At 56.4% G+C, this 25,791-nt stretch carries 23 protein-coding genes and 1 riboswitch; of the genes, 10 read left to right on the top strand and 13 right to left on the bottom strand.

Annotation, left to right across the window (positions count from 1 at the left end; translation table 11 throughout):
• Positions 1–31 precede the first annotated feature (31 nt).
• The 4 genes from AC0TNJ_RS19485 to AC0TNJ_RS19500 form a co-directional block, all read right to left on the bottom strand.
• Positions 32–1,384, bottom strand: coding sequence for a c-type cytochrome (locus tag AC0TNJ_RS19485; protein ID WP_473772103.1), 1,353 nt, complete (start codon positions 1,382–1,384; stop codon positions 32–34).
• A gap of 11 nt (positions 1,385–1,395) precedes the next feature.
• Positions 1,396–3,165 (bottom strand): GMC family oxidoreductase, encoded by a 1,770-nt coding sequence (locus AC0TNJ_RS19490; protein ID WP_473772104.1) that lies wholly within the window; start codon positions 3,163–3,165, stop codon positions 1,396–1,398.
• Between the two features lie 2 nt (positions 3,166–3,167).
• The gene (locus tag AC0TNJ_RS19495; protein WP_473772105.1) at positions 3,168–3,869 is read right to left on the bottom strand and encodes a gluconate 2-dehydrogenase subunit 3 family protein; all 702 of its coding nucleotides are present in this window, start codon (positions 3,867–3,869) and stop codon (positions 3,168–3,170) included.
• Between the two features lie 272 nt (positions 3,870–4,141).
• On the bottom strand, positions 4,142–5,218 hold the full coding sequence (locus AC0TNJ_RS19500) for an LLM class flavin-dependent oxidoreductase (RefSeq protein WP_473772106.1): 1,077 nt from the start codon (positions 5,216–5,218) through the stop codon (positions 4,142–4,144).
• Between the two features lie 174 nt (positions 5,219–5,392).
• Between AC0TNJ_RS19500 and AC0TNJ_RS19505 the strand changes: the two genes are divergently transcribed.
• Complete coding sequence (locus AC0TNJ_RS19505; protein ID WP_473772107.1) at positions 5,393–6,397, top strand: MsnO8 family LLM class oxidoreductase; 1,005 nt, start codon at positions 5,393–5,395, stop codon at positions 6,395–6,397.
• Between the two features lie 141 nt (positions 6,398–6,538).
• The gene (locus tag AC0TNJ_RS19510) at positions 6,539–6,991 is read left to right on the top strand and encodes a hypothetical protein (protein ID WP_473772108.1); all 453 of its coding nucleotides are present in this window, start codon (positions 6,539–6,541) and stop codon (positions 6,989–6,991) included.
• A 50-nt stretch (positions 6,992–7,041) separates the two neighbouring features.
• Here the strand turns inward: AC0TNJ_RS19510 and AC0TNJ_RS19515 are convergent, their stop codons facing one another.
• The 7 genes from AC0TNJ_RS19515 to AC0TNJ_RS19545 all read right to left on the bottom strand — a co-directional run bounded on the left by AC0TNJ_RS19515 (position 7,042) and on the right by AC0TNJ_RS19545 (position 14,607).
• Positions 7,042–7,638 carry a DsbA family protein gene (locus AC0TNJ_RS19515; RefSeq protein WP_473772109.1) on the bottom strand — a complete coding sequence of 199 codons (597 nt, stop codon included), beginning with the start codon at positions 7,636–7,638 and terminating at the stop codon, positions 7,042–7,044.
• A gap of 35 nt (positions 7,639–7,673) precedes the next feature.
• Positions 7,674–8,603, bottom strand: a complete 930-nt coding sequence (locus AC0TNJ_RS19520; protein ID WP_473772110.1) for an ABC transporter substrate-binding protein — start codon at positions 8,601–8,603, stop codon at positions 7,674–7,676.
• A 77-nt stretch (positions 8,604–8,680) separates the two neighbouring features.
• The gene (locus AC0TNJ_RS19525; protein ID WP_473772111.1) at positions 8,681–9,625 is read right to left on the bottom strand and encodes an ABC transporter substrate-binding protein; all 945 of its coding nucleotides are present in this window, start codon (positions 9,623–9,625) and stop codon (positions 8,681–8,683) included.
• A gap of 39 nt (positions 9,626–9,664) precedes the next feature.
• Complete coding sequence (locus AC0TNJ_RS19530) at positions 9,665–11,452, bottom strand: amino acid ABC transporter permease/ATP-binding protein (RefSeq protein WP_473772112.1); 1,788 nt, start codon at positions 11,450–11,452, stop codon at positions 9,665–9,667.
• Positions 11,453–11,489: 37 nt separating this feature from the next.
• Positions 11,490–12,041 carry a GNAT family N-acetyltransferase gene (locus tag AC0TNJ_RS19535; RefSeq protein ID WP_473772113.1) on the bottom strand — a complete coding sequence of 184 codons (552 nt, stop codon included), beginning with the start codon at positions 12,039–12,041 and terminating at the stop codon, positions 11,490–11,492.
• Positions 12,034–13,245, bottom strand: a complete 1,212-nt coding sequence (locus AC0TNJ_RS19540; protein WP_473772114.1) for a M20 aminoacylase family protein — start codon at positions 13,243–13,245, stop codon at positions 12,034–12,036. Before AC0TNJ_RS19540 ends, AC0TNJ_RS19535 begins: the two co-directional genes overlap by 8 nt.
• 12 nt (positions 13,246–13,257) lie before the next feature.
• Positions 13,258–14,607 (bottom strand): LLM class flavin-dependent oxidoreductase, encoded by a 1,350-nt coding sequence (locus AC0TNJ_RS19545; RefSeq protein WP_473772115.1) that lies wholly within the window; start codon positions 14,605–14,607, stop codon positions 13,258–13,260.
• 334 nt (positions 14,608–14,941) lie between these two features.
• Here AC0TNJ_RS19545 and AC0TNJ_RS19550 point away from each other — a divergent pair, with 334 nt between their 5' ends.
• Positions 14,942–15,175 (top strand): hypothetical protein, encoded by a 234-nt coding sequence (locus tag AC0TNJ_RS19550; RefSeq protein WP_473769415.1) that lies wholly within the window; start codon positions 14,942–14,944, stop codon positions 15,173–15,175.
• Between the two features lie 94 nt (positions 15,176–15,269).
• Positions 15,270–15,734: an RrF2 family transcriptional regulator gene (locus AC0TNJ_RS19555; RefSeq protein ID WP_473769416.1), complete on the top strand. Its 465-nt coding sequence runs from the start codon at positions 15,270–15,272 to the stop codon at positions 15,732–15,734.
• On the opposite strand, the gene AC0TNJ_RS19560 is transcribed toward AC0TNJ_RS19555, so the two are convergent.
• Complete coding sequence (locus AC0TNJ_RS19560; protein ID WP_473772116.1) at positions 15,723–16,283, bottom strand: flavin reductase family protein; 561 nt, start codon at positions 16,281–16,283, stop codon at positions 15,723–15,725. The two genes, AC0TNJ_RS19555 and AC0TNJ_RS19560, sit on opposite strands and share 12 nt — an antisense overlap.
• Before the next feature lie 525 nt (positions 16,284–16,808).
• Between AC0TNJ_RS19560 and AC0TNJ_RS19565 the strand changes: the two genes are divergently transcribed.
• From AC0TNJ_RS19565 to crcB, 4 genes are all read left to right on the top strand, one after another.
• On the top strand, positions 16,809–18,917 hold the full coding sequence (locus tag AC0TNJ_RS19565; RefSeq protein ID WP_473772117.1) for a TonB-dependent siderophore receptor: 2,109 nt from the start codon (positions 16,809–16,811) through the stop codon (positions 18,915–18,917).
• A gap of 8 nt (positions 18,918–18,925) precedes the next feature.
• Positions 18,926–20,140, top strand: coding sequence for an MFS transporter (locus AC0TNJ_RS19570; protein WP_473772118.1), 1,215 nt, complete (start codon positions 18,926–18,928; stop codon positions 20,138–20,140).
• 89 nt (positions 20,141–20,229) lie between these two features.
• On the top strand, positions 20,230–20,742 hold the full coding sequence (locus tag AC0TNJ_RS19575) for a cupin domain-containing protein (protein WP_473772119.1): 513 nt from the start codon (positions 20,230–20,232) through the stop codon (positions 20,740–20,742).
• A 92-nt stretch (positions 20,743–20,834) separates the two neighbouring features.
• Positions 20,835–20,898, top strand: a riboswitch (Fluoride riboswitch).
• A gap of 91 nt (positions 20,899–20,989) precedes the next feature.
• Positions 20,990–21,418: a fluoride efflux transporter CrcB gene (gene crcB / locus AC0TNJ_RS19580; protein ID WP_473772120.1), complete on the top strand. Its 429-nt coding sequence runs from the start codon at positions 20,990–20,992 to the stop codon at positions 21,416–21,418.
• A gap of 495 nt (positions 21,419–21,913) precedes the next feature.
• On the opposite strand, the gene AC0TNJ_RS19585 is transcribed toward crcB, so the two are convergent.
• On the bottom strand, positions 21,914–22,945 hold the full coding sequence (locus AC0TNJ_RS19585) for an AraC family transcriptional regulator (protein ID WP_473772121.1): 1,032 nt from the start codon (positions 22,943–22,945) through the stop codon (positions 21,914–21,916).
• Positions 22,946–23,649: 704 nt separating this feature from the next.
• Here AC0TNJ_RS19585 and AC0TNJ_RS19590 point away from each other — a divergent pair.
• On the top strand, positions 23,650–24,885 hold the full coding sequence (locus AC0TNJ_RS19590; RefSeq protein WP_473772122.1) for a tyrosine-type recombinase/integrase: 1,236 nt from the start codon (positions 23,650–23,652) through the stop codon (positions 24,883–24,885).
• 137 nt (positions 24,886–25,022) lie between these two features.
• A complete protein-coding gene (locus AC0TNJ_RS19595) occupies positions 25,023–25,745 on the top strand; it encodes a hypothetical protein (RefSeq protein WP_152849382.1) in 723 nt (240 codons plus the stop codon).
• The last annotated feature ends 46 nt before the right edge of the window (positions 25,746–25,791 follow it).

The raw sequence follows: 25,791 nt of genomic DNA on the forward strand, positions 1-25,791 counted from the left end.
GCGGAACTTTCGCTCCGCCGTCACTTTCTCATCAGTGGGTCTGGCTGTTGCGGACCGCTGCGACATCCGCGGCTTTCACCGGCCCTGCGCCGTTGCCCCATGCGGAGCGGACAAAGGTAGCCAGTTCGGCAACTTCGTCATCCGACAGGCGGTCGGCATAGCCCTGCATGACCAGACGCATCGGACGCTTCGCCGTGGAGGGAACCTCCGCACCGTGCAGGATGATCGAGATCAGCGGTTTCGTTTCCGAGCCCGTCACCAGATCATTCCCGGCAAGCTCTGGGAAGATTCCCGGCGCGCCCTTGCCCGTCACGAAATGGCAGGCGGCGCAGTTGTCGATATAGAGGCGCGCGCCAAGCGGCATCTCTGGAGAAGCCTCCGTCAGCATCTTTGTGGTTGCTTCACCGGCGGCATCAGCCGGGGCAGCCGGCATGGCCTTGGAAACCTTCACCGCAAAGTCCTGCGGCATTTCCACAGCCGCGCCGTCAATCCCCTTCAGGAAAGCGGCAATCGCCAGATTGTCGGCATCAGTGAGATGCTGCAGCGAGTGCTCGACCGCAAGGCCCATTTCGCCATTGGCCGTAGAATAGGAGTTGCGGCCTGTTGCAAGATAGGTCGCCAGCTCCTCGATGGACCATTTCTGCGGAGCGGAGTTTTCACCGCGCAGCGTCGGTGCGTTCCAGCCATCGACAACACCGCCGGTGAGGAAGTCCTTGTCACCAACCTGCGTGCCGCTCTGCGCCATCAGCGGATTGCGCGGGCTGTGGCAGGCGGCACAGTGAGCCGGGCCCTCGACCAGATACTGGCCGCGATCCTGTGCTTCCGACTTGCCTGCGGCCTTGAAGCCCGCTTCCTGACCGAGAGCCAGCCAGTTCCATGCACGAATGCCGAAACGCATGTTGAACGGGAAACCGAGCTTGGTTTCCTGAACGACATTGTTCACCGGCTCCACCTGATGCATGAAATAGTCATACAGCGCGCGAACGTCTTCCTCGGTCAGCTTGCGATAGTTCTCGTATGGCATTGCCGGATAGAGATGCGCGCCATCGGCACGGATGCCGTCATAGAGAGCAGCGCGAAACTGGTCGAGCGTCCAGTTTCCAATGCCGGTTTCCTTGTCCGGGGTGATGTTGGTCGTAAAGATCGTGCCCATCGGGCTTGCGATCGGGCGTCCGCCGGCAAAAGGCTTGCCGCCTTCCGCCGTATGGCAGGCCATGCAGTCGGAAGCATACATGACATATTGGCCCTGCCCTTCGGCGGGTTTCCAGTCCGCAGCCAGTTCCTTGGTCGGCTTGGTAAGCTGCACCGGCACGAAGATGAAGGCCAGCAGCGCGATAATTCCGATGACGACAAGAACGCCGATTATGCGAAGAAAAGTTTTCATCACCATTCTCCTCAGATCAGCGGACGCGGATTGGACAGGTATTGCGTACGGATCGCATGCGCAGTCGAATAGGCAAGCCCACCCAGCAGGCCGGTCGGATTGTACTGCGTGTTCTGCACGAAGTTGCCCGCACCGGTCAGGAACACGTTGTGCTTGTCCCAAGCCTGCGAATAGCGGTTGACCACGCCCTCACGCGGATTATCCGACATGATATGACCGCCCGTGTTGTGCGTCGTCTGATATGGGCGCACGTCATACTGCGCGCCTTCCTTCTTGAAGGACGACTGCATCAGGTCTGGGTTCATCGTCTTGGCCAGATCTTCCATCTTGGTCTTCATGAACTGGGTCATCCGTATATCATTCGGATTCCAGTTGAAGGTCATGCGCATCAGCGGACGGCCGTGACGGTCCTTATAGGTCGGGTCCAGATCGAGATGGTTCGTCCGGTAGGACATATGCGAACCGTGGCTGCCGATGGACATGGCATGGCCGTACCATTCGGCGATGGCCTTCTTCCATGCACCACCCCAGGCTGGTGTTCCAGACGGCAGCGGCATGCTGCGGATCGGCTGGCCGTTGGTCTGGCCTGCGCGCCAATAGGAACCGCCGATGAAGCCTTCGCGTCCGAAATCGATCTGGTTGACACCGAAGTCGTCGATGCACATGCCATTCGCGCCGGTGCCGATAAACGGATTGAACTCCTCATTCTTGAAGAAGAGCGTTACGCCGCCATTCATCTGATAGGCGTAGTTGCGCCCGGTGACGCCCTCGCCTGTTACCGGGTCGTATGGCTGGCCGATGCCGGAAAGCAGCGCCAGATGCACATTGTTGAGCGAGAACGACGCAAGAATGACGATATCGGCGGGCTGGAAGACTTCCTCCTGCGTCGCTTCGTCGAAATAGGTCACGCCCGTAGCCGTCTTGCCGTCCGGCGCCATTTCAACACGCAGAACTTCGGACTCCGTGCGATAAGAGAAGTTCGGCATGCGCTTCAGCGCATCGAGAATTGCCGTCTGCGGTGACGATTTGGAGTACTGGTAGCAGCCGAAGCGTTCACAGAAACCGCAGTGATTGCACGGCCCCATCTGCATGCCATATTCATTGACATAGGCGGTCGAGGCAATGCCGCCCGGCGACGGGAACGGGTGATACCCCATGCCCTGGGCCGCATCGGCAAATTTCCGTCCGTCCCAGGTCGTATGCATCGGCGGCATCGGATAATCATTGGAACGCCAGCCCTCGAACGGGTTGCCACCCTCAACGATCTTGCCCTTGATGTTGCCTGCCTTGCCGGAAATCCCCGCGACGCGCTCGAAACGGTCGAAGAACGGCTCCAGTTCGTCATATTGGATCGGGTAATCGCCAAGAAGCATGTCTTCGGGAATGATCTGCTCACCCCAGCGTTCCTTTACGTAGGAGCGCAGGCGCAGTTCTTCCGCTTGCGGACGCCAGTTCAGGCCGTTCCAGTGCGTGCCCGCTCCGCCGACACCGTTGCCGGGCAGAAACGAACCGAAGCTGCGGTAAGGCAAGGCAACTTCGTCCGCGTTGCGGCGGATCGTGACGGTCTGCTGGCTGGCGCGCTGCATCATCTTCAGGCGCACACCATATTTCAGCTCGTCGATCATGTTCGGATATTTGAAATCGGGGACCGTGTTCTGGTCATGCCCGCGCTCAAGCGCGACGATTTCAAGCCCTTCCTGGGCCAGTTCCATCGACAGAATGGCGCCGGTCCAGCCGAGGCCGACCACGACCACGTCTTTTTTCTTTTCCTGACGTGCCATGCTCAAGCCCTCTCGCCCTTGATCGAAACCGGACCCAGCGGGTAGCGGACATTGTAGCGTTCGACCCATTCCTTGTAGCTGCCGCGCGCACCGGGGAAGCCGATATAGCTCCACGCCTGCATGCCGTGATTGCCGCCATACATCGGATCGGCGAAATAGCCTTCCTTGGTGTTCTGCAAGAGAAGCGTGAAGAAGTCGCGCAGTTCAGGCTGCAAGCCGACCTCGCCTTTTTGCAATGAAGTCAGCGCGGCGTCCTGCTGTTCCGCCGTCAAAGCAGAGAAAGCCGCGCCGTGCTTCTGCTCGCACCATGCGTTGAAGGCAGGAATCCCCTGCCGATAAATCTGCGCAGGGTTGAGCGGCGTCTGCCAGCCGCGCGTCGGATCAGCGGACGGATCGTGCGGGCCAACCATGTACCAGTCATCCGCGCGGCCGAAATCGCCTGCAAGCTGGAGATCGATGAATACGGGAACACGGGCTTCGATGGCGCCAGGGCCATCGCCTTCGGACGGGATCAGTCTCGCTGTTGCGGCAAGAATGAAGGCCCATTCGACCTCATTGAAATATTGGCGTTCATATTGTTCGAGGGGAACCGGAGGAGTTTGCGGTTCTGCTTTTGCTGAGACAGCGAGTCCTGAAAGCATCACACTAGCTGCGGACGCTTTCAAAAAACTGCGACGACTCGGATATCCGGGGAGGTCGGTCATTGTCGTTTCCTGCCGATTGGTGGGTAAGACTTTTGAGGTGTTTCCGAAAAAAATCCGCAATACGCAGACGGAAAACATATACGCCCGATACACATACCTCCAGCATAGTTCAAATATCTCTTGTCCCTCAGTGGATGCAAACCAACTGCGGATCACCACGAACTAGCGCATGGATGGCCGTTGAAAAGCCCCGGCAATCCGGCGAAAACGGCAAAATAAAGACCTTTAAGCAGCTTCAGTTCACATTACCGTGAACTGAAGCGACACCGGGATTAGAATGATCCCAAAGTAAGGCGAGCCTCGCGGGAAGAGATTCTCTCCTGTTCAGCGTGGCGGAGCACCGGTTTTGGCTGCACGCGACGCGACAACAGTGCGATACGAGCAAAATCTTCAATGATCTGGATATAATCTTCAGCGGGGAACTCATAGGGCAATTCCAGCCGCAATTCTGAGACGAGCGGCAGCACGGGGTCACGTGCCAGTATTTCCAGTATCTCTTCTGCCGTGCCAACCGCATCCTGCAAATAGAGAGTGCGCCGTGGTCCGTGCGGCACACCGACACGTCTGTTTCGCTCCGCTGCATAATCCTTATAGCGACGCCGTGCTGCGGGGGTAGCGCTGTCGGTCGGCAGAATGACACGTCCCAACCCTATGCGCGGCTGCCGCTCAGGTAACCACTCGGCGCGAAAGCGTTCGATCAGGGCGCGCTGCGCGGCCAGAAAGTCATCGGTGTTCTCGCCGCTGATGACATTGCCGGTCAGGAGATTGAAACCGGTCCTCCCTGCCCAGCGCGCCGAGCTTTGCGATCCGCCGCCATACCAGAGCCTATCGGTCAGCCCGCTCGCGAACGGACGGAGGCGCGGCACTTGCGCACCGGCGGCATTTCCTGCCTCGCTTGCGTCTGACAAGGGTTCCGAGCGGAGGGCCAGCGCCAGCTTTTCTGCGCGACCGTGACCATAATCGGCCTGCGGTGCCTGATCGGCATAGCCGGAAATCAGCTGCGCAAAAGGCGGCGGGCCAGCCGAGACGCCAATATTCAGGCGCCCTCCCGAAAGCACATCGACGGTGGCAAGGTCCTCCGCGAGGCGAAAAGGATTTTCGTATCCCAGTTGAATGACGGCGGTCCCAAGGCCGATCCTGCCTGTCCGTTGCGTCGCGGCGGCAAGAAAGGTTGCGGCGGAAGAAATGCCGCGTTCGAGATGCCGCTGGCGCACCCACGCACTGTCAAAACCCAGGGCTTCGCCATGCTCCAGAAGCTGAAGCGTTTCCTCCAATCCCCTGCCGGGATCGTCATCGCGATAGCTTCCGGGTGTGAGGAATGCGAAATGTTCAATATGCGATAACGGCATGAAAGGAATCCGGCTGACCTGTTGAATGTTCTCCTTTCAGGGTGCTGCCTTGCCTGCCGATTTGCACGGCATGTTCGTTTAATGAGCGCGGGAATATTGGAACATCGTTGCTCGATTCAATAGTATATAAAAATTATAGATTACTCATTGTTCAAGCCTGCCAATGAGGACCCCATGCCCTACGCCCTGAGTTTTCTCGACAAGAGCCCGATTCACGGCGATGAAACGGCGAACGATGCACTGAACCGCACGGTTGCGCTGGCGCAGTTGGCGGAGAAAGCCGGATTTCGGCGTTTCTGGGTCGCCGAGCATCACAATACTCCGGGCCTCGCGAGTTCCTCGCCGGAAATCTTGATCGGTTTTCTTCTCGCCCGGACGGAGCGGATTAGGATCGGCTCCGGGGGCGTCATGCTTCAGCACTATAGCGCCTATAAGGTCGCCGAGAGTTTCAACCTTCTGGCTTCCTTGGCGCCGGGGCGCGTGGATCTGGGCGTGGGCAAGGCGCCGGGCGGTTTGCTGCTCTCTACCCGCGCATTGCAGGGCGCATACGACCTCGGGCGCAAACCCTCTTTTGAACAGCAGCTTGATGAGCTCGACGGTTTTCTGCGCCACCCTGACAAGGAAGCCCCCAAACCGGAAGACAGCCTCGCCGCCTATCCCCTCCCGCCTGAAGCGCCTCAGCGCTTTCTGCTTGGCGCCAGCGTCGAAAGCGCGAGGCTTGCCGCAGAGCGCGGATGGAACTTTGTCTATGCGGGACATCTGCATGGCGATGAAGCCGACATTGCCCGAGCCCTGGATGCTTACCGCAGGGAGACCGGCAAATCCGCACTTCTCGCCGTGGGCATCGTCGCGGCAGAGACTGAAGCAGAAGCCGAGAAACTCGCGAGCGATATCCGGCTGTTCCGCGTCGAGATCGAAGGCGGGCAAGCAGTCAATGTCGGCAGCAGAGAACTCGCGCTCGACTATGTCCGTCAGGCAGGAGCAAGCCGCTACAAGATCGAGGAGCGCACCCCGCGGGTCATTCGCGGGACGCCGCAAAAAATCCAGGCGCAATTCAATCGTCTTCATCGGGAATACGGCGTGGAGGAATTTGTGGTGGATTGCCCCCTGACCGATGGCGCGCATCGCCTGCGAACGATCGAGCTACTGGCGGCGGCACGATCGGCGATCGCGGCCTGACCTTCCCTCGTGACCGCATTCCTCTCGTCAGGCCGGAACCGGTACGGGGCTTTTCATGTTGAATGCCAGGGTTCAAAATGGCCAATATGACGCTGTCGCGTTTTTCACGCGACAGGAGTGAAACGACGGGAGGTCAGAAAAATGAAGGCACGCACAGCGACTGTCGGTGATCTTGAAAGCGTTTTTCACGACCTTTCACGGCGCATGACGATTGAGTATATCGCCGCCGGCAAGGATACCAAAACCGCTTATGATAATCTGATGATGAATCTGCGGGAGGGTCGGGCGCACGCTTTGCTGCAGAATGACAAGGTGGTAGCGATCATCGCCTGGAACCAGGGCGAAGGCGCTACCGACACGCTTTTTGCCGCGAAGGAAGAGTTCTTCAACCGAAACACCGTGCGCTTCTGCAAACAGCATATACGGCACATTCAGGCTCTTGCGGGCGATCTGCCTGTCCATTCGCGAAGCTGGCTTGATCGTTCCGATATCGTGAAGTGGTTCAAGATTATCGGTTATGAGGAAAAGGGAACCGAAAACGGAGCCCGCCTTTTTGAACTGCCCGCTCCCAACGACGGTATTGTCGCCGCATGATGATGCTTCGCCACCGGAGAGTATCCGGTGGCGTTTCACGTCGCCTGCGGTTACGGAATCTCGCCGCGCATGTGGCTCGCCAGGAAGCCGAGATTGTCCTGTCCCCAGTAGATTTCATCCTCGTAGATGTAGGTCGGAAACCCGAAGGCGCCTCTTTCGGCGGCCGTCTCGCGATCACTTCGCCATTTATCCTGAACGTCCTTGTCCTGTTCACGCGACAGAAGATAAGCTCCGTTGAAGCCGGCAGCATCGGCGACAGCACGGCGGACTTCAGGCTGTCCAATGTCCTTCGCCTCTTCCCAGAAAGCATGTTGCAACGCCCGGACCAGCTGAAACCAGTTTTCCCCGTCAAGATACGCGGCGATGACCAGAAAGGAAGCTGCCGTCGGGTCGCCAAGCGCCGGACGATTTTCTAGCAGCAGCGGCTTGCCGCGAAATCTGGCCCACCGCTTCAGGTCACGAGCGCCATAGGCGCGGCGAGCATCAGGGCGATTTTTGGCGAATATTCCGCCATTCTCCTCGATGATAGTGGCCAGATGGGGCTTGATTTCAACCAGATGCCTTGAGGCCAGCTCTTCCAGAGTATCCAACCCAAGATATGACCATGGCGATCCGATGGAAAAGAAATATTCGACAGCTTTTGGCACGTTCAATCCTTCAGTTGCAACGAACTCATGTCGGCTCAGTTGAATTTCGGCAGGCCGGGCGGATTGGTTTCGGAACGCGACAGCGCTTCTTCCTGCAAGTGCCAGCGCTTTAGAATTTCGGCATAGGTTCCGTCATCAATCAGGCCATTGGTGGCAATCGTCAGCGCATCGGCCAGACCACTGCCCTTGCGAGTAGTGATCGCAACATCGGAACGATCCGGCCACCCCGCGCTCAGGGTTCCGACCCGCTTGATATTCTTGTCGCGCGCAGCAATGAAAACGAGCTGCGCATGCGGCTGCACGATGACGTCAGCGCGCCCGGATCGGAGCGCGAGCAGGCTAGCGGCTTCATCGTCGTAATATTGCAGTTCAATCGGTTTCAGGCCTGCGGCAACGTTCTCCTCACTCCATTTGACGAGAATGCGCTCCTGATTGGTCCCCGCGCCAACAATGATGCGCAGGCCTGCGGCATCCTTCGGCTCCTTGATGGAGGTGACCGGACTGTCTGACTTGACGAAGAACCCGTGCAGGCCCTGCCGATATGTAGAAAAGTCGAATTTTTCCTTGCGTTCCTCGGTCACGCCGACATTGGAAATGACGGCATCATACTTGCCGGAAGCCAACCCCAGCGGCCAGTCGATCCACGCGACTGGAACAAGTTGCAGCTCAATGCCCAGGCTTTCAGCGACTGCTGAAGCATATTCCGGGTCGGCACCGACAACGGTTCTCGCGTCCGTCGCATAGGTTGCCAGTGGTGGGCCGCCGGGCGCCACGGCCACGGTAAATTTGCCGGGCGCAACAAATTTGAAGTCGGCGGGAATAGCTGCGGCTGCAGCGTCGTTCTTCTTTGCGTGAATACGGCCAGTCTGCTCGGGCGAGAGGTCGAAACCATCCTCAGCCATGGCAGGCAGAACCGGGAAAGTCGCCCATGCAAGGGCAGCAATCAGCAGAGCTCCAGCTCTCATGTAACTTTCTCCAGGATTACAGAAATATGCGGGCCAGCTCGCGTCCCCTCAAGCTGACCCGCCCCTCGCCCTTCGGCTCAGGAACCGCTTTTCGGCAGGCCCTGCGGGTTGGTTTTGGCTTCGGTGATGGCTTCTGGTCCAAGGTTCCAGGTATCGAGAACCTTCTGATACGCGCCGCTTGCGATCAGATCGTTTAGAACGTTGGTCAACGGCTGGGCAAGGCCGCTTCCCTTGCGCGTCGTGACGGCGATTTCAGCTGTGATCGGCCAGCCGCCGCTCACAGTGCCGGCAAGCCTCGTCTTGCCGTTAATGCCAGCGGAATAGGCTTGCGTCGCATTGACGCTGAATACGGCATCGGCCCGACCACTCTGGATAGCCAGATCCTTGACCGCATCGTCATCGTAATATTGCACCTCAACTGCTTTCAAACCGGCAGCCACGTTCTGGCGGTCCCATTCCAGCAGGATTTTCTCCTGATTGGTGCCTGCATCGGTGATAATCTTGAGGCCCGCAATATCAGCCGGAGACTTGATCTCGCCGATCTTGCTGTCGAACTTCACATAAAAGCCAAGCTCGTCCTTGCGATAGGTGGAGAAATCGAATTTCTCCTTGCGCTCTTCCGTGACCGTCACATTTGAAATCACCGCATCGAACTTGCCCGAAGAAAGGCCAAGCGGCCAGTCGGCCCACGCCACGGAAACCAGTTCCAGCTTGCGCCCCAGACTATCAGCGATGATCTGCGCCAGATCGACGTCGTAGCCGATGACGGTCTTGGAATCCGACGCATAATCATGGAGCGGCAGATGCCCGCTGGTGCTAATGCCGATGGTCAGAACACCGTCCTTGACGAATTTGAAATCCTTTACCTCTTCCACGCGCTTGTCGATCTTCTCGACGCGCAGCCGGTTCGGCTGTTCGGGGCTAAGATCAAATTTCCCCTCGCTGTGCGCAGCGGCAGAGCCAAGCAACGCAGTTGCGATAATCCCGGCGGTCCAGTAGCTCGCCTTTCTGATAAATGTCATTTCCCATCTCCTTGTTGTGTCAATTCTTCCAGCGCCGGTTCAAAGAACCTTGGCCAGAAATTCGCGTGTGCGCGGATGCTGCGCGTCGTTGAAAATGCGGGATGGCGGACCGGCTTCTACGATCTGTCCGGCTTCCATGAAGACGACCGTATCGGCCACTTCACGTGCAAAGCCGATCTCATGCGTGACGATGACAAGCGTGGTCCCGGTGCGGGCAAGTTCCTTGATGACGTCGAGAACTTCACCAACCAGTTCCGGATCGAGCGCCGAAGTCGGCTCGTCAAAGAGGATGACCTTGGGGCGCAACGCCAATGCCCGGGCGATCGCCACGCGTTGCTGCTGTCCGCCGGACAATTGGCGCGGATAGGCTTCCGCCTTGTCGCCTAGGCCGACGCGAGCCAGCAGATCGCGCGCCAGCTGGACCGCCGCATCGCGTGAGAGGCCACGCACCTGGATCGGCGCTTCAATGATGTTTTCAACCACCGTCATGTGCGGAAAGAGATTGAAGTTCTGGAACACCATCGCGATATCGGCGCGACGCTTGAGGATGTCCTTCTCCTTCAGCTCATAAAGCGTGTCTCCATCCTGACGATAACCGACCAATGCGCCATCGACGGAAATGAAGCCTTCATCCACGCGCTCCAGATGATTGATCGAACGCAGCAGCGTGGACTTGCCGGAACCTGACGGGCCAAGAATTGCCGTCACGCTGCCAGCCGGAATAGACAGTTCCACATGCTTCAACACCGTATTCGTGCCGAACCGCTTGGAAATGTCATGAATATGGATTGGTGCGCCCGCAGACACGGTACCGGCATCGCGGAAACCGGCGACGGGGACTGTACGCTGTACCTGCCCGGTTGACGCCTGTATCGGAAGCGAGTGGCGCTTGAAGCGCTGAAGGAATGCCACGAACGGCAGGGGAACCGGATTGCGAAGCGCACCCTTGGCGAAATAGCGCTCTATGTAATATTGCGCCACCGAAAGCACGGTCATGATGACCAGATACCAGACGGTTGCCACCATCAGCAGCGGGATAACTTCCAGATTGCGCCGGTAGATCACCTGAACCGTGTAGAACAGTTCCGGCAGGGCCAGTACGTAAACCATGGACGTGCCCTTGGCGAGACCGATGATCTCGTTGAAACCCGTCGGAAGGATGGAGCGCATCGCCTGCGGCAAGACAATCCGCAAAGCTTGGCGGTTGCGCGGCAGTCCGAGCGCCGCCGCAGCTTCGTGCTGGCCCTGATCGACGGAAAGAATACCGCCGCGCACGATTTCGGCAAAGAATGCCGACTGGTTCAGCGTCAGGCCTAGAAAGGCCGCTGCAAACGGCGTGAGCAATTGCACAGTGGGATAATTGAACAATATCTGGTCCGTGAACGGCACGCTCAGCGAAATGTTTGCATAAAGATAACCCAGATTGTTCAAGATGAGCAGCAATACGATCAGCGGGATCGAGCGCAACAGCCAGATGTAACCCCAGGAAAGGCCTGAAAGCAGCGGCGATCTGGAGACACGCGCCAGCGCCAGCAATGTGCCGAGAATGGAGCCTGAAACAGCAGCGAGGGCCGTCAGCAATAGCGTTCGCCCGAGGCCGACGAGCACCGGTTCGGCAAAGAACCATTCTGCAAAAACGTTCCAGCCCCATTGAGGATTGGTGAAGATTGAATAGAGCACAAGCCCGATCACAAGGGCTGCGAACAGGGTTCCGGCCAAACGCGCCGGATGTCTTGCCGGAACGATTCTGTAGCGCGAATAGTCCTGCCTGCGCTCCACCGGGCGGGTTGCAATCTGCACGTTCGAGAATTCTGTCGTTACTGCCATCTGGTCATTCCTTGGCCTTCACGCCTTGCGGTGAGGTTCACCGGCTGGCGATATGTTGTCCGTCCGTGATGCGATGATCGGTGCCGAGCCCCGGTGAAGCGGCCAGATGGCCGATCTCCTTTTCAAAGGGCAGCGTCTTGTAAATCTCGGGGTCTGCACCCGTATCGAAAAGCGCCGTATAGCCGTTGTTGAGATAGAGACTGACGGCTTCGGGTTGACGAAAACCGGTCGTCAGATAGATGCGGGAATAGCCCTGCCTCGCCGCCTGCTCTTCCAGTTCGACCAGCAGCTTGCGCGCCAGTCCCTGCCGTCGCAGGTCCGACCGTGTCCAAATGCGCTTGAACTCCGCGGTGCGCGCATCGAATGCCTTGAAGGCACCGCCACCAATGGTTTCCCCGTTGCGGATCAGCAGCACGAAATTGCCGCTCGGAGGTGCGAACGCTTCGGGCGGATAGCGGTTCATTTCCGCCGCCGCACCTTCCGCGTTGAAATAGGTGCCGTAACGGCTGTCATATTCATGCAAAAGCTCGTCGATGAGCGGCTTTGCACGGGGATCGAGAGGGCCGGTGTATAAAAAACTGTCACTCATCAGCTTCACCGTCTGTTTCTTTGAGGAAGGTTTCGGCGAGCCGCACCCAATAGAGGGCGGCTGGCGCGATGATCTGGTCGTTGAAATCGTATTCGGCACTGTGCAGCGGGGCACTGTCGCCGTTACCGACGAAAAGGTAGCTGCCGGGCTTTGCTTGCAGCATGAAGGCGAAATCCTCGCTGGCGGTGCGGGGCAAAAATGCCTGGTCAATACTGCTTTCGCCAAAGGCATCGACCGCAACCTTGCGGGCAAACGCCGTTTCTGCGGTCGGGTTGACGACGGATGGAAAGCCCAGCCTATAATCAACCTCTGCAACGGCGCCGAAGCTTTCCGCCTGCGCCCGGGCAAGCGCCGGGATGCGTATCTGCAATCTGCGCCGCACATCTTCGCTGTAGGAGCGGATCGTCAGTTGAAGCTCTACCGAACCAGGGATGACGTTTGAGGCTTCACCGCCGTGGATGGAGCCGACCGTGACAACCGCCATTTCGCGTGGATCGACGTTGCGTGAAACCACGCTTTGCAGGGTGGTGATGATTGACGCGGCGGTTACGATAGGATCGACCGCATTATGCGGTTCGGCTCCGTGGCCACCTTCGCCGATGACCCTGATGACCGCCTTGTCGACTGACGCCATAGCTGGCCCGGCGACAAACCCGAATTGTCCTGTGGGGATGCCTGGCCAGTTGTGCAATCCGAACACAGCATCGGCGGGAAACTGCTCGAAAAGCCCTTCGCTTATCATCTTGCGTGCTCCGGCACCGATTTCCTCTGCCGGTTGAAAGACAAGATCAAGCGTACCGCTGAAGTTCCCTTCCTCGGCCAGATATCGCGCCGCCGCGAGCAGGATCGTCGTGTGCCCGTCATGGCCACAAGCGTGCATTACACCTTTGTTTCGGCTGGCATAGGGAAGCCCCGTTACCTCTTCAATCGGAAGAGCATCCATGTCGGCCCTGATCGCGAGACGGCGTTGTCCCCGCCCCCGTGCCAGGGTTGCCACCACACCCGTTTCTGCAATTCCCGTCGTGACGTCATAGCCCCAGGAGGTGAGTTTTGAAGCAACGAGACGGCTCGTGCGATGCTCGTTGAAAGCAAGCTCCGGATGCTGATGAATGTCATGGCGAAGCGCTATGAATTCATCGAGATGCGCGCCAATGCCTTCTTTCGCTGCATCGAGCCTGTTGCGGGATCGGGAGGTGACATCCATGAAACCGGCTCCTCAGGCTCGCGCGGCTTTGCTTGCCGGTTGTTCCGCCACAGATGAGTAGCGGCTTTCGCGGAACGGCAATCCCAGATGATCGCGCAGCGTTTCACCGCGCAGTTCCGGGGTGAAATAGCCACGCTCTTCGAGGATCGGCAGGACGTAGCGGATGAAATCGTCCAGGCCTTCCGCAATGACTGGAAAGCCCAAGATGAAGCCATCGGCAGCTTCGGTTTCCACCCAGTCTATCAGCTCGTCGGCAATGGCTTCCGCCGTGCCAATAAATGCGGTGCGCGGCGTTGCCACATCAAGCGCGATCTCGCGCAATGTCGCGCCGGTTTCCCTCGCCGTTTTCTTGATGCGATCTGTCGTGGCGCGGAAACTGTTCTTGCCGATTTCGCCGAGTTCAGGGAAAGGCTCGTCGAGCGGATAGATGCTGAAATCGTGATGGTCGAAGAAGCGGCCGAGATAAAGCAGTGCCTCATCGACCGAAACCAGATTACGGATCGCCTGATATTTTGCCTCAGCTTCTTCCTGCGTGCGCCCGACAATCGGGCCGATACCGGGGAAAATCCCGACATCGGAAGAACTGCGCCCTTGAGCAACGGCGCTTTGTTTTACCTGCCGGTAGAAAGCCTGTACTTCCTCGATCCTGGCACCGTTCGTAAACACCGCATCGGCATGTTTTCCTGCCAGCCGGATTCCGGAATCCGATGATCCCGCTTGAAACACCACCGGCTGCCCCTGCCGTGAGCGGCTTATATTCAGCGGCCCTTCGACATTGAAGAAACGTCCCTTGTGATTGATGCGGTGCAATTTGCTTTTATCGACATAGATGCCGGTTTCGCGATCGCGAACAAAAGCATCGTCATCCCAGGAGTCCCATAGCCCCTTGATAACGTCGAGATATTCGTCCGCAATTTCATAGCGCAGTTCGTGTTCCGGATGCGGGCGACCGTAATTGCGGCCAGAACCTTCCAGCGGTGAGGTCACGGCATTCCACCCGGCGCGTCCGCCGGAAATGAGATCCAGCGAAGCGAACTGGCGCGCAATGGTGAACGGATCGCTATAGGACGTCGATACCGTACCTACGAGGCCAATTTTCGAGGTGGAAGCAGCAAGTGCCGAGAGGATCGAGATCGGTTCAAAGCGGTTCAGGAAATGCGGTATTGACTGCTCGTTGACGTAAAGTCCGTCAGCAACGAAGGCGAAGGCGATCCCGGCTGCTTCCGCCTTGCGTGCGGCATTGACGAAGAACTCGAAATTCGTACTCGCATCGGCAGGACCGCTTGGATGCTTCCACGCATTCATATGGCCGCCCGCCCCCTGCAGCATGACGCCAAACGTGATTTGCTTTCGTTCACCCATGTCATTTCTCCACGGAAGAGTTTCGACGCCGCGCGTCCATTCTGCGGTTTCCGGCAGGGCTGCAAACGCATTATGCAACCAGCCGTTTTCCATGGAGATCAGCGTAAGCACCCCTCGGCCTGCCGATAAGAAAAGTAATTCTATAATTTTTATATACTTTAAAAATTGCAGCACCGACTGCGTCGAAAATTCTTAAATTATAAATGAAAACAATGTGTTATCATATACAGGAATTATTCCCGTCACTTATGAAACTCTTAAAAGCAAAATCCAACTGCAAAAAAACCGATTTTGAGAAGCCTGTTCCTCGATGACAAAGGTTTGGTAGCTCACCATGCATGACATGGATATGAGCTTTGTCTATATTGCCATCGCGCTGCTTCCGTTCCTGCTGTGGAGCGCAATCATCTTTGCGCTGTCGGATGTACACGCCGATTACCAAGATCGTGAACAGGCGGACGATGATCGCCCGACCGATGACCAAATGGCCGATGTCGTGACGATCCCCTACGGGGTGATCTTCCCGCTCTATTATCACACACCGAGCGCATCGCGCGAAATCGGCTGAAACCCGTGCGCGCGGCCCCCGGCCAATCATGTCAGGCTATTAATTCTCTCGAATTCGTGCAAAAGCAGTCCGGCGAAACATCGGCGGAGCGCGTATGCTTACCAAGAAGGGCAAATATGGTCTGAAGGCACTGGCCCACCTCGCCGCCCTTGAGCCGGGTGAAAGCGCATTCGTCGCCGAAATTGCCGCCCGGAACAATATTTCCAAGAAGTTTCTCGACGCGATCCTGCTGGAGCTGCGCAATGACGGGATTCTGCGGTCCAAGAAAGGCCCCGGCGGCGGCTACAGTCTTTCCAAACCGGCGTCCGAGATTACCATCGGGCAAGTCGTCCGCGTTCTCGACGGACCGTTGGCGCCAATCCGCTGTGCAAGCCGCACGGCTTACGAGCCATGCGACGACTGTGATGATCATCGCACCTGCCAGGTGCGCCGTTCCATGCTGCTGGTGCGCGAAGCAATCGCTGGCGTTCTTGACACAATGACGCTCGAACAGTTTGCACGCAATGGCGGGCTGGAAGATGACGGTTCTGCCCCCGCATGGGCGCAGCTAAGTGCCTGAAAGTGCATTGAGAAGGCGATAGTCGCCATTATGATAAAGGAGCGGTTCACCCGAGCCGGTTACGATTTTCAGAGCCCGCCCGATCACGATCGCATGGGTATGCCGTTCAATGACGTCTTCAACCGCGCAATCGATTGACGCCAGTGAACCCGCCAACGCCAGCGCCCCGCTTTCAAGCGAATACCATTCGGCGCTCGCGTAGCGCTCAACACCCTTGATGCCACCCTTGCCCGCAAAACGATCTGCGATTGCCTGCTGGCCGGAAGACAACACATTCACGCAGAAATGGTTGTGACGGCTAATTGCTGACCAGACTGACGAACCGCGATTGATGTTGACAATGATCGTCGGCGGCTCGACCGAAAGAGCCGTAGCCGATGTCACCGTCGCGCCTGTGCGGCCATTGTCGTAACCCGCTGTAACGACGCTAACACCACCGGCGAGGTGGCGCATTGCTGCCTTCAATTCGCCGGGAGAAACCTCAATATCCTCCGACTGATCGATATAGTGGGGCGCACTGGCGCCCGGATATGTCACCGTTAATCCCATGTCGGATCCTCTCAAAAAACGAACTGGGCAACTTCTAGCATGCATGAAAATGCCCACCGAGATTGTTCTTTCCATAGTTCGAATGAAATTTGGAAAACTGCGCTAATCCTGCGGATATACTGGCCTTCGCATCAAGATTACTGGAGACCGGTCTCAAGCTGACATGGCCGGAGGTTCTCTTGCACCTGTCGACTTTAGGCCCGTCGCGAAATGGCCATGCACTGGCGAGCTTGGGCAAAGCCGCCATAGGGTGAGTCCATCGGCAGGCAACCGGTCTCGCTGCCGGACGACGCCTGCAACCTTTGTTCGCAGGCACTCAACTTCCGCCATACTGGGTTGCGGCGACGCAAGCAAAGTGTTGCAGATTAATCGCAGCCGCCAGCTTGCCCTGAGTTTTCCCCTCCGATTTCTCGCTATTAATTGTTGACATTGACACTCCATTTTATAGTTGAGTGATACACTCCTATTTAATGTCGTCGAGATGGGGCTCTCGCGACATGAAGCGTTTTGATCCGAGGGACACACATGCATTTCAATTCCCGTCACGGTCGGCTGTCTCTGGCTTTGGCCTCAACCGCCCTTCTTGCTTCGACTGCGATTTCGCTTGCTCAGGATAGCGCGCAGCCACTCGTTCTCGACACGGTCACGATTCAGTCGCAGAGCAACGACACCCTCGTTCAGGACGGCTATGTCGCCAAGAAAGATCGCGAAGGCACAAAGATCGACACGGATATCGTCAGGATTCCACAGTCGATTTCGGTTATCACCCAGCGCCAGATGGAGGATCAGAAACCGATCACGCTCAATGACGCCTTGAGCTACACCGCGAGCGCCAATCCCAACAATTTCGGCTTCGATACACGCTACGACGCATTCTATCTGCGTGGCTTCCCGGCCTATTACACCGGCATGTTCCGCGACGGTCTGCGCATCATCAATGGCCCATCCGCCTGGCTGAAAACCGAGCCCTACGGCATTGAGGGCATAACCGTACTGAAGGGGCCTGCCTCCTCCCTTTATGGCGTCAGCGGCCCCGGCGGCATTGTCAATGTCGTTACCAAGCGACCGAAGGAAGAAGAGTTCCGCGAAGTCGAATTGCTTTTCGGCAATCACAATCGCTATCAGGCAGCTTTCGACCTGTCGGGGCCTGGCAATGAAGACAAGACGTTCCTCTATCGTATCACCGGCCTCGGCCGCATAAGCGATACGGAACTACCCGGCTATCCGGACGACAAATATTACATTGCACCGTCCTTCACCATAAAGCCGGATGAAGACACGCGCTTCACATTCCTCAGCGAGTTTTCCCGCTCAGTAACCGGCGGCACGGCTGCATTCTACAATCCGTCTTATGGCGAGGTTTCCAACCTCTATGAAGGCGATCCGAACTATAATGATTTCGTGCAGAAGCAGGGCCGCATCGGCTACGAATTCGAGCATCGCTTCAACGATCTCCTGACCGTTCGCCAGAACGTCCGTTACAGCGATGTCGATGCCGACCTCGAATATAGCGGCCATTATCTGCCCGAAGACAGCACCGATCTTGCCCGCTATTGGGGACACTACAAGGAGCGCATGAAGAATTTTGTCGTCGACACGATGGCGCAGTTCGATTTCGAAACCGGTGCCCTGACCCACAAGGCGATCGCCGGTATCGACTATGCCTGGTCGGACTACAAAGTCCATAGCGGCCTTTCCTATGTGTCCGTTGAAGACATCCGCGCAATGGTTATTCCCTTCAACGGTGCACAGAAGATGAATCAGGTCGGCATCTATGCGCATGACCAGATTGAGTGGGACAACCTGACGGTCTTCGGAAGTGGCCGCTATGACTGGGTGAAATCGACCACCACGGATGCCGACTATACCGATACCAAGCAGGACGACAGCGCGTTCTCGGGCCGCATCGGCGTCGCTTACAAGACGGAATGGGGCCTTATTCCCTACGTCAATTACTCGACCTCGTTTTCTCCCAATATCGGATTCGTCTATGACGACGTCATGAGCGACGACAAGCGCGTCGCCAATCCGACCATCGGACGGCAAAAAGAGATCGGCGTCAAATATGAGGTTCCCGGCTACAATGCCGTCATCAGCGCTTCGCTGTTCGATATCGACCAGAAGGACGGCATCGTGCTCGATGCGTCTTCAGGCATCAACAAGCAGCGCCAGCTCGACCTGAACTCACGCGGCTTTGAGCTTGAAGCCAATGCCACACTCGACAATGGCATCGGCATTATCGCGTCCTACACCCACTTGCGGGTCAAGATCGACAAGGGCGCCGAAGGCACCGTCGGCAATGAGCTTTCAGGCACGCCGAACGATGTGCTATCGCTCTGGGGTAACTACAAGATCGAGAACGGCGTGCTTGCGGGTCTCGGTCTCGGTTCCGGCATTCGTTACGTCAGCTCCAGCTATGGCGACGACCAGAACAGCTTCAAGAACGATTCCCGCATCATGGTCGATGCCGCCGTTTCCTATGATTTCGGCTACCAGAATCCGAAGCTTGAAGGCGTTCTGTTGCAGGTCAATGCCAAGAACATCTTCGACAATCGCGACCCTGTCTGCACCGCGGGCTATTGCTATCAACAGGAAGGCCGTCAGGTCTTCGGCAGCCTGCGTTACCGCTTCTGATCAACGCTATGGAACGGATTGAAAAAGCACCGTCACCGATCGCCGTGTTTGCGACGATCAGCGGCCTCTACATCGCCCAAAGTGTGATTGGTGGCATGACGTGGACTGGCTTGCCCGCGATCATGCGCGATAATGGCGTATCGCTCGACCAGATCGGCCTTGTTTCACTCATCATTCTGCCCTGGGCGCTCAAATTTCTCTGGGCACCTGCGGTCGAACGTTTCCGCCTGCCTCCGGCGGGCAAAACCCGCACCGCCACCATCATCCTTGGCGGCGGCATCTTGTCTGTCCTATGCCTTCTTGCCATCGGCTTCGTTGATCCGGGGAAGGTCTACCTGCTGCTCACTATTCTTGCTATCGTTGCTTTTGCCACGGCCACCATGGACATTGCCTGTGACGGCTTTGCAGTGCAAAGCCTGTCACCGGAGAACTACGGTTGGGGCAATGCGGCACAGGTGGGCGGCGCCTATCTCGGGTCCGCCATCGGTGCGGGTGCTTTTCTGGTCCTCGTCGACAAAGCGGGCTGGCAGGTCGCCATATGGACCATGGCCGCAGTCCTCGTGCTGCTGGGCCTGCCCTTTGCACTCTTTTCGCGCGGCCGCGACAGCGTCGAAGACCGTCCGCACACCCCTTCCCTGCTTGCAGCATGGCGGCGACCAGAGATCAGACGCGGCCTTGCGGCGACTGCGGTCTATGTGATTGCGCAAAAGGCGGGACTGGCAATGCTCGGCCCTTTTCTTATCGATGCCGGACTTGACCTTACGACAGTCGGAATTTTGAACGGAGCCGGTAGCATGTTCATCGGCCTTGCCGCAGCGCTGGCTGGTGGCTGGCTGGTTCGCGTGTTCGGCGTTCGCGGCATTCTCGTCGCGGCCCTGCTATTGCAGGCTTTGTGCTTCCTGTTCTTTGCACTCCATTCCGCCGACAAGAACGCGGGCCTCGCCCTCATCGCAGTCGCGGTTGCAAGCTCATCCGGCGTCGTGGCGCTGGGTTTCGTCGCGCTTTATGCGCAGTTTATGCACTGGTCAGACCCGAAACAGGCGGGTGTGGACTTCACCCTGTTCCAGTGCATGGACGCTCTGATCAGCATGGCGGGCGGTGTCGCATCGGGCTATCTGGCACAATATTTCGGATATGGCCCTTTCTTCGCGGGCGTCGGCGCCATCGCAATTCTCGCAGTGCCGCTGATGTGGAAACTCTGCCGCGCGCGCTCTTCGCATTAGTTGCATATAGCGATCGATTTCGCCCATGCTTTAACCGAATTCTGACGATTGGCCGCTATCTGAGAGGTAGCAGCCAATCGGGGGAAATCATGGCTTGGAAATTTATGTTTGCAAGTGCAGTTCTTGCTGTCGCTCGAACCATGCCGGGGATCTTCATCGCGCACAAGGGGCCAGCTGTGGTCTCCGACAATGCAATGGAAATGGAATTGAAACCCGCACCGATCAATCCTGACTGGGTGCTGGAAGGCAATCCGCATGCCCGCTCGAGCGAGCAATCGGCAAGCAAGGACAGGGCAGCCTATACCGCTGTTTGGGATTGCACCGCTGGCACCTTCCGCTGGTATTTCGGTTGGGACGAAACCGTCTATATCCTTGAAGGCGAAGTCCACGTCACCGATGCTGACGGCGGCACACGCACCTTGCGGTCGGGTGACGTTGCCTATTTCCGCGGCGGCACATGGGCAATCTGGAAAATCGAAAACTATCTGCGCAAGGTCGCCTTCATGCGGCGCACCTTGCCGGCGCCGGCTTCATTCATCTATCGCGCAAGCGACGCCGCAAAACGCCGTCTGGGCCGCCGTAAAAGCGGCGCTCTCAACTGATTGTCGGTTTGCAATTCGGTGGGCGCTGCCATCCCCCGTCAGATTGACGGGCGGTCCCAATTTTCTGTATAAATCTCCCGATGGCTTTCGCCATACGTGATGGGAATGGGGTTCTCCCGAAACTGCCAGCAATTGGCTGATGACTCCTGCTTGAATTGAAACAGGAGAAGAGTGCGATGCCGCGTGAAGCAAGAACCAGGCTTCCAGATGGCAAAGCCTCTAACCATTATTGAATGGACATAGAACAATGCAAGCAACTCTCATGGTGGCGCTTGGCGGGGCGATCGGAAGCGTCGCGCGATACTGGCTGACCCTCTTGATGTTGCCGATAAGCCGTGAACTTCCCTGGGCTACCATCGTCATAAATATCGTCGGTTCGTTTGCGATCTCGTTTTTCGGCGCGTTGACACTGGAACAAGGCCGCTTTCCTGTACCGGAAATCTGGCGCATCGCCTTCATGGTCGGCGTGTGCGGCGGCTTCACCACTTTCTCGTCATTCAGCCTCCAGACAATGGATCTCCTCCGGGTAGGTCAACCCGGCAAGGCATTATTCAATATTGGCTTTTCAGTTGTGCTATGCCTCATTGCCGTTTGGCTCGGATTACTCGCTGCAGAACGCTTCAATGGCGGTATCGAACAGGTCGCTCAGAATGCGATCGAAGAAGAAGCTTCCTGAAGTTATAAAAACGAAGCCATTGAAAGCCCTCCATTCATTTTGTTCTACGCATTATCCAGAACAAAACTTCTTCGAACCTTTTATCGATCCGCAACAATATTTTTGGCAATGTTGAGATAATCGTTATACCAACAACAGATATATGTATATTACACAATTACTATATACACCATTTCGAATAATTCTCGATCATATCAGCAATTGAATTGACTGTCGATTATTTTGCTAGTATAATATATGATATTATTTATATATATAATATTTTAGGATATAATGAATATGGAAATAGATACATTATCTTTCCTTCAATCACTTGCATTATTTGCAGTCGTCGTAGCGATAATGTTCATGATTTTTATTGGCATTAACACCAATGGGACGTTGTGAATATTTTGAGCTTGCCCCGTCAAGCCCGCAAGCCGAACCTCGCATGTTTGACGGCAACAAACGTATAGCCCCCCGCGGCGATCATAATAGTGCCCTGCCTGAATATAGCTATAACTGGACGGCCTGGTTGCGGACACCTACGAAATACGCCATCAAATCAGGGTTCGGTCGCATGCCTGATGGAAAAATAAGTTTTGCTTCCCGCGCTTCACTTGGCGTGACACCAAAGCGCGCGCGAAACCCTCGCAGAAACTGATTACTGCTAGAAAAGCCGCAGCTGAAGGCGATCTCCGAAATAAAGCGGGACGGACGATCTGTCCTGGTTAATTCCAGAAAAGCTGCATCTAGCCGCATATCTCGCAGAACCTTGGCGACGCCGCCATCAGCCGCAAAAGCGCGATAAAGATGGGAGCGCGATACGTTAAAGCGACGCTGAATGAGTTCCAAAGACATTTCCGGCAGATGGATGTTCTGCGACATGAACTCCAGCACCCGTTGCCGTAACACCAACCCGAGCGGTGAGGAGTAATCATCGGATTGTTCCGATTCTTCTCCCCTTAACGCAGCCGCCAGCAATCCGATGACAGCTTCTTCAACCGCTGCTGCCTGCGCATCGGACAACGAAGGGCTGAGGGCATAGAGCCCACCGAGGCAGGTGACCAGATATTGGGTCATTGGCTGTCCCGCCTTTAGAACGACCCCATGAAGGTTTCTAAATCCAACAGCTTTTTCGAGGGGTTTGCGGCTGATCAGGACGGAATCTCTGTGCCCCGCTTCGGTTTGGCTTCTCAGCGTCTGCGTCAAATCTGTGATCAAGATATCACCGACATCCGCCTTGACATTGACTCCGTTGAAATCGCCTCTCATGCCGCCTGAGGTCGCAATCTGCACGAAATAATAATCCAGACCACCCTGCACGATGCTCCGGCGATCCCGACTGAAACTTTGGTTGTTGAATGTCGTCGATCCCACCACCAGAGAACCGAGTGGGCGCGCTCGAAGTATGCCCTCCAGCGGTGTGTGCCATTCATCCGGGACGGGTGATGGCTCAAAAATCGGCCCCGTCGTGGCCCGCCAGAAATCGGTGCGATCCTTGCTTTCAACCATCGCGGTTGAAATGAATATGTCGTTAGCGGTCATGACAGTCCTGACCGCGCCCAGCCAGATTCTCCGGCAGGGATTTTATGAACATTGAGCATCGACAACAACAATTGCAAACCATGCCCCCGTTTGAACTTCCACCTCGTTTGAGACGTACGGACGACCGAAAAGAGATGAAATGCCGACATATTCTCTGCCATTCTTTCCGGATATATGTATTTTGCCTTTCGTCTTCCATCCATTCAGAAAAGAAATGGCTGGAATACAGGCTAAAAAACGTCTCCTCAGGTTAGGGGTCAATATATTGACCACAATTGGCGCAGCACCATAACATTTGCTGAACCGGATAGCATCACTGTTTTAAGCAGCGGCGAGGACGTGCTTAATAGCTTCACTGGCATCGACTGAAAGCATCAATATTCGTCAACAAGTTTTGCAAAATTAATTCATGATTTTATGGCGGAGGGGGTGTCTGTCATTCGAACTTATGAGTAATTCCGAGTAATTCCGATAGCTCAATAAAATAAATATTTTCGTATCTTTTTCGTGCCGGTTAATTGCGTTTAGTTCCGATGGGTTCCGACATGCATTTGTGGGTAGGTCTGTTGGGTACGATAGTATACTTTGGGTTCTAATCTCATAAACTCAAAAATGTTGTACGTGAAATTCTTTCATTCTCAATAGACTCAAGCATCTCAACAGCTTAATATCGCCACTTCTAATCCCATTTTTTGAGGTCTGAAATGGCCAGCGTCATCAACAGATTAAGCGCCGCAATGGTCGCCAAAGCACTTCCCGCAGGCATGTATAATGATGGTGGTGGGCTGTATTTGCAGGTCGCCAAGGGCGGCACCAAGTCTTGGATTTTCCGCTTCATGCTTGCTGGCCGTGCCCGCGAAATGGGACTTGGCTCCATCCACGATTTTTCACTTCGGGAAGCCCGGGAACGGGCGCGAGAAGCTCGGCAACTCACGGCGGATGGAATAGACCCGATTGAGGCGCGCCGGGAACGCCAAGCCACCACGCGAGCGAAGGCCGCGAACGAAATCTCCTTCGCGGATGCCGCCGAACGCTACATCAAGGCGCACGCGGCAGGCTGGAAAAATGCCAAGCACGCGGACCAGTGGCGCAACACCCTCAAAACCTACGCCTACCCCGTCATCGGCTCCCTATCAGTCGCCAGCATCGACACCGCCCATATCACTAAAATCATCGAGCCGATCTGGGCAGAAAAAACCGAAACCGCGAGCCGTGTGCGCGGACGTATTGAGCTGGTGCTGGATTGGGCTAAGGCCCGTCATTACCGCACCGGAGAAAACCCTGCTCGTTGGCGCGGGCACCTCGACAAGCTGCTCCCGGCCCGGTCCAGGGTTTCCAAAGTTCGCCATCACCCAGCCATGGCATACACCGACCTCCCCTCCTTCATGCCCCGGCTCCGGGAGGTGTCGGGCATAGCCGCCCGTGCCCTTGAGTTCACAATCCTCACGGCTGTCCGCACGTCCGAAGCCATCGGCGCAACCGACGCCGAGTTCGACTTAGTCGAGAAGGTCTGGACGATCCCGGCAGAGCGCATGAAAGCGGATAAGCCGCACCGCGTCCCTCTTTGCGACCGCGCCGTCGAAATCCTGCAATCAACACCGATGGAGGCCCGCAGCCCTTACGTGTTCCCCGGCGCGAAACGAGGCAAGCCGCTGAGCAACATGGCAATGCTAGAAGTTCTTCGAGGAATGGACGGCACTGAGGGACTAACCGTTCATGGCTTTCGCTCCACATTCAGGGATTGGGCGGCGGAGCGTTCCAGCTTCCCTCGCGAGATTGCCGAAGCCGCGCTCGCCCACACCGTCCGCGACAAAACCGAGGCGGCATATCAGCGTGGCGACATGCTGGAAAAGCGACGCAGGCTCATGAGCGCGTGGGCTGACTACGTTTCCACGACTCCTGCATCCGGCAACAATGTATTGGCGATTGGTAAATTATAGCGAGTAAAAAACGACGCAAGAACTGCACTGTCAGAAATTAACGATAGGAGATGAAACAAGCAGCGGTAGCCGCCATTTCCTTGAACGTAACCTGTCGTTGCGATAAAATTGAATGGGTAATGCCTATGGGGGGCACCATGAAACAGGCACAAACACACCTTTATTTCAGTATTCGCCCATCTCTGATTGCGTGGATTTCCGCCGGAATAATCGCCTTACTAGTACTTCTGCACTCCGTGGTGATGGTGTGCTGGTATACAAAAGCTTGTGGCCTTGCCATGGAGCCGATCAATCGCGTCGGCCACATGTTTGACCTTAACCGCGAAATGAACGTTCCGACTTGGTTTTCCGTGCTTCAGCTATTTGCGACTGCGTGCGCTCTCGCATTGGCCGCGTGGGTCCAGCACCTCAAATCACTTCCTTCGACTGCGTGGTGGGGATTGTCAGCGATCTTCTTCTATATGTCGCTCGACGAGGGAACGGACATGCATGGTTTATGGCGAGCGGATAATTACGCCATCCCCGGCACCGCCCATCCATTTTTCTCATGGATCATTCCAGCTGCTTTCGTGGTGATCGTTGTTGGAGTTATTTACGTCCGCTGGTTATTCACACTGCCCCGACGCACAGCAAGCCTGTTCGTCCTTGCAGGAGCGGTTTTTGTGACCGGCGCTCTGGTTTTCGAGGGTATTGGCGCGTTCTTGGCTGACGAAACTTTTTTCAATGCGTCCTACCTCGCCGCTTCAACAATCGAAGAAACGCTGGAAATGTCGGGCGTTCTAATTATGCTTTTCGCAGTGCTCGAATATCTGGAAGGCCAAGGCGTTAGGCTTGCGCTCGCCCCTGAGCCATACGACTGAAAAATTCACACAAGATTTGCGAGGGGCATGGTCAGGCAGACGGGGG

It is taken from the genome of Ochrobactrum sp. PL_is483, from assembly GCF_055816855.1.

Bases quoted from the DNA above. Each gene is read 5' to 3' on its own strand.
- AC0TNJ_RS19485 (WP_473772103.1), bottom strand. From the start codon at position 1,384: ATGAAAACTTTTCTTCGCATAATCGGCGTTCTTGTCGTCATCGGAATT.
- AC0TNJ_RS19490 (WP_473772104.1), bottom strand. From the start codon at position 3,165: ATGGCACGTCAGGAAAAGAAAAAAGACGTGGTCGTGGTCGGCCTCGGC.
- AC0TNJ_RS19495 (WP_473772105.1), bottom strand. From the start codon at position 3,869: ATGACCGACCTCCCCGGATATCCGAGTCGTCGCAGTTTTTTGAAAGCG.
- AC0TNJ_RS19500 (WP_473772106.1), bottom strand. From the start codon at position 5,218: ATGCCGTTATCGCATATTGAACATTTCGCATTCCTCACACCCGGAAGC.
- AC0TNJ_RS19505 (WP_473772107.1), top strand. From the start codon at position 5,393: ATGCCCTACGCCCTGAGTTTTCTCGACAAGAGCCCGATTCACGGCGAT.
- AC0TNJ_RS19510 (WP_473772108.1), top strand. From the start codon at position 6,539: ATGAAGGCACGCACAGCGACTGTCGGTGATCTTGAAAGCGTTTTTCAC.
- AC0TNJ_RS19520 (WP_473772110.1), bottom strand. From the start codon at position 8,603: ATGAGAGCTGGAGCTCTGCTGATTGCTGCCCTTGCATGGGCGACTTTC.
- AC0TNJ_RS19525 (WP_473772111.1), bottom strand. From the start codon at position 9,625: ATGACATTTATCAGAAAGGCGAGCTACTGGACCGCCGGGATTATCGCA.
- AC0TNJ_RS19530 (WP_473772112.1), bottom strand. From the start codon at position 11,452: ATGGCAGTAACGACAGAATTCTCGAACGTGCAGATTGCAACCCGCCCG.
- AC0TNJ_RS19535 (WP_473772113.1), bottom strand. From the start codon at position 12,041: ATGAGTGACAGTTTTTTATACACCGGCCCTCTCGATCCCCGTGCAAAG.
- AC0TNJ_RS19540 (WP_473772114.1), bottom strand. From the start codon at position 13,245: ATGGATGTCACCTCCCGATCCCGCAACAGGCTCGATGCAGCGAAAGAA.
- AC0TNJ_RS19545 (WP_473772115.1), bottom strand. From the start codon at position 14,607: ATGGGTGAACGAAAGCAAATCACGTTTGGCGTCATGCTGCAGGGGGCG.
- AC0TNJ_RS19550 (WP_473769415.1), top strand. From the start codon at position 14,942: ATGCATGACATGGATATGAGCTTTGTCTATATTGCCATCGCGCTGCTT.
- AC0TNJ_RS19555 (WP_473769416.1), top strand. From the start codon at position 15,270: ATGCTTACCAAGAAGGGCAAATATGGTCTGAAGGCACTGGCCCACCTC.
- AC0TNJ_RS19560 (WP_473772116.1), bottom strand. From the start codon at position 16,283: ATGGGATTAACGGTGACATATCCGGGCGCCAGTGCGCCCCACTATATC.
- AC0TNJ_RS19565 (WP_473772117.1), top strand. From the start codon at position 16,809: ATGCATTTCAATTCCCGTCACGGTCGGCTGTCTCTGGCTTTGGCCTCA.
- AC0TNJ_RS19570 (WP_473772118.1), top strand. From the start codon at position 18,926: ATGGAACGGATTGAAAAAGCACCGTCACCGATCGCCGTGTTTGCGACG.
- AC0TNJ_RS19575 (WP_473772119.1), top strand. From the start codon at position 20,230: ATGGCTTGGAAATTTATGTTTGCAAGTGCAGTTCTTGCTGTCGCTCGA.
- crcB (WP_473772120.1), top strand. From the start codon at position 20,990: ATGCAAGCAACTCTCATGGTGGCGCTTGGCGGGGCGATCGGAAGCGTC.
- AC0TNJ_RS19585 (WP_473772121.1), bottom strand. From the start codon at position 22,945: ATGACCGCTAACGACATATTCATTTCAACCGCGATGGTTGAAAGCAAG.
- AC0TNJ_RS19590 (WP_473772122.1), top strand. From the start codon at position 23,650: ATGGCCAGCGTCATCAACAGATTAAGCGCCGCAATGGTCGCCAAAGCA.
- AC0TNJ_RS19595 (WP_152849382.1), top strand. From the start codon at position 25,023: ATGAAACAGGCACAAACACACCTTTATTTCAGTATTCGCCCATCTCTG.